Raw genomic sequence first — 1,701 nt, 5'->3', positions numbered from 1 at the left:
CCCTCTTGCTTTTCAGAGTACTCCACCTTGAGCAGTTGATCCAGCTTGTTGTAGTCATAGCTGATGGTTTTCCCATCGGACTTGGTTACTTTTTCGAGCTGGTTATTGACATTGTAGGTATAGGTTTCCTTATCTCCGAGACTGGTCAAGCGCTCCACTAGATTGGAAAGCTTGTCATAGCTGTAGCTTGTGACCTTGCCATTGCCATTCGTGATCGAAGTGACATTGCCCACACTATCGTAGGTATAGCTAGAGGTAGAAGCCTTTTCTCCACTTCCTTGTGTCGCTGTAAGCAACTGATCCTTTAGGTCATAGATGGGCATAAAACTCTCGAAGAAATCCTTCCCCGAGAGTTTTTGCATGTTTGTATTACAAAAGAAGAGGTTAACTTAAATAATTAGTACTATTCTAGTTAAAATAATCATGTAATTTAATTTCTCCTCTTAAAACTTTCGAAAATAATCTAGGTAAATTAATTCTGAAATACTTAAAGTTTTCCAATTGAGTATTTATATAGAATTGACATCGGTGTATGCCCTCATCATTATCAGCTACTTCCATGTCTACCTCAATTTTTATCAAGTTCCTTGGATACTTCAATAAATAAATCATTTAGTTCTTCTAAATCAAGATATAAGTTTCTAACACCTACAAGTAATTGAGAAAATGCTTGTCTATCTAATTGATGATTTTCACTTAATGACTCAATAATCCAAGAATTTCCCTTCTCTATCCATTTTAAATGAAGGGGTAAATAATCATTTAAAATATCATCTATATTTTCTAAATTAGTAGAAGATATCTTATTGAAGGTTTGGCTGTCATTTATTAAAGATAAACTTTTACTAATTTTTTTCAATTCTGTTTCTATCGTCACTTTAATCTCCTTCCTTGTCTAATTGCTAATTCTGTTTTAGTTAAGTTGACACTTCCATCTAAATTCAACACCAAACTTATTTTACCATTCTTATTAAAAACTTCAAAATGATCTTTATGCATAGCATCCAAATAAAGTTGATCTCCTTTTTTAAGACCATCAATCCCCTTATCAACAACTTCATAAATTGATTGACCTTGCTGTTGCTTAGAAGTTTTTTTAAGTGAACTTTTTATTTTTGTGCCAAATTCTGTTCTAAAAAATTCACTCATATTATCCACTTTAAGAGGCTTCTTCGCAAACATTTGGAGATTATCTAAGGTCATAGGTAAAAGATTTCCTGACGCTTTATCAGCTGCCTTTGTAGCTTTTGAAGCATCATTGACCTTATCCAGTGCTTTTAAGCCTTTACCAGCTATCTTTCCACCCTTTGCAACCTTACTAATTCCAAAAGAGGCAAAATCAGCTGTTAACCATCCAGCAGCTTCTATGCGACTGGCATTCTCACCTGTTTCAGGATCTTTCCCTGTAGTTAGACGGTATGCATCATTGACAGAGAAAAACTCTCCGATTATATACGATATTTTTTTAAAGCCATCTACTGTATTCTGCCAAACGCGTCTATTTCCAGCTTCTATTTCCTCTTTTGTGCGTGTATCTGTTCCTATGCCTGATGTACCATCATAGCTTCTCGATAAGGTTGCAATCGCAGACATATCGCCAGAGTTGGCTTTTTTGATGAGCCGCTGCAATTCACTAGCCATCAGCTTTTTCTTGCTGGCATCATCTTGAGCCTTAGTCGTTTTTGGATTACATACATGCTT

General features: G+C 35.3%; 3 protein-coding genes. All 3 read right to left on the bottom strand.

Translation table 11 applies throughout. The features are described 5' to 3' along the window. Positions 1–323: RHS repeat domain-containing protein (locus SORDD16_RS09665; protein WP_241734063.1), on the bottom strand; the 323-nt coding region annotated here is incomplete at its 3' end. 245 nt (positions 324–568) lie between these two features. Continuing rightward, positions 569–877 (bottom strand): hypothetical protein, encoded by a 309-nt coding sequence (locus SORDD16_RS09660; protein ID WP_061453275.1) that lies wholly within the window; start codon positions 875–877, stop codon positions 569–571. Continuing rightward, a partial coding sequence (locus SORDD16_RS10860) for a pre-toxin TG domain-containing protein (protein ID WP_081215204.1) occupies positions 874–1,701 on the bottom strand: 828 nt, incomplete at its 5' end. The genes SORDD16_RS09660 and SORDD16_RS10860, both read right to left, overlap by 4 nt.

The organism is Streptococcus oralis (genome assembly GCF_001578945.1).
Classification (GTDB): Bacteria; Bacillota; Bacilli; order Lactobacillales; family Streptococcaceae; genus Streptococcus; species Streptococcus oralis_Q.
The sequence above is the reverse complement of the archived record's forward strand: the minus strand, read 5'-3'. Positions and strand labels throughout refer to the sequence as shown.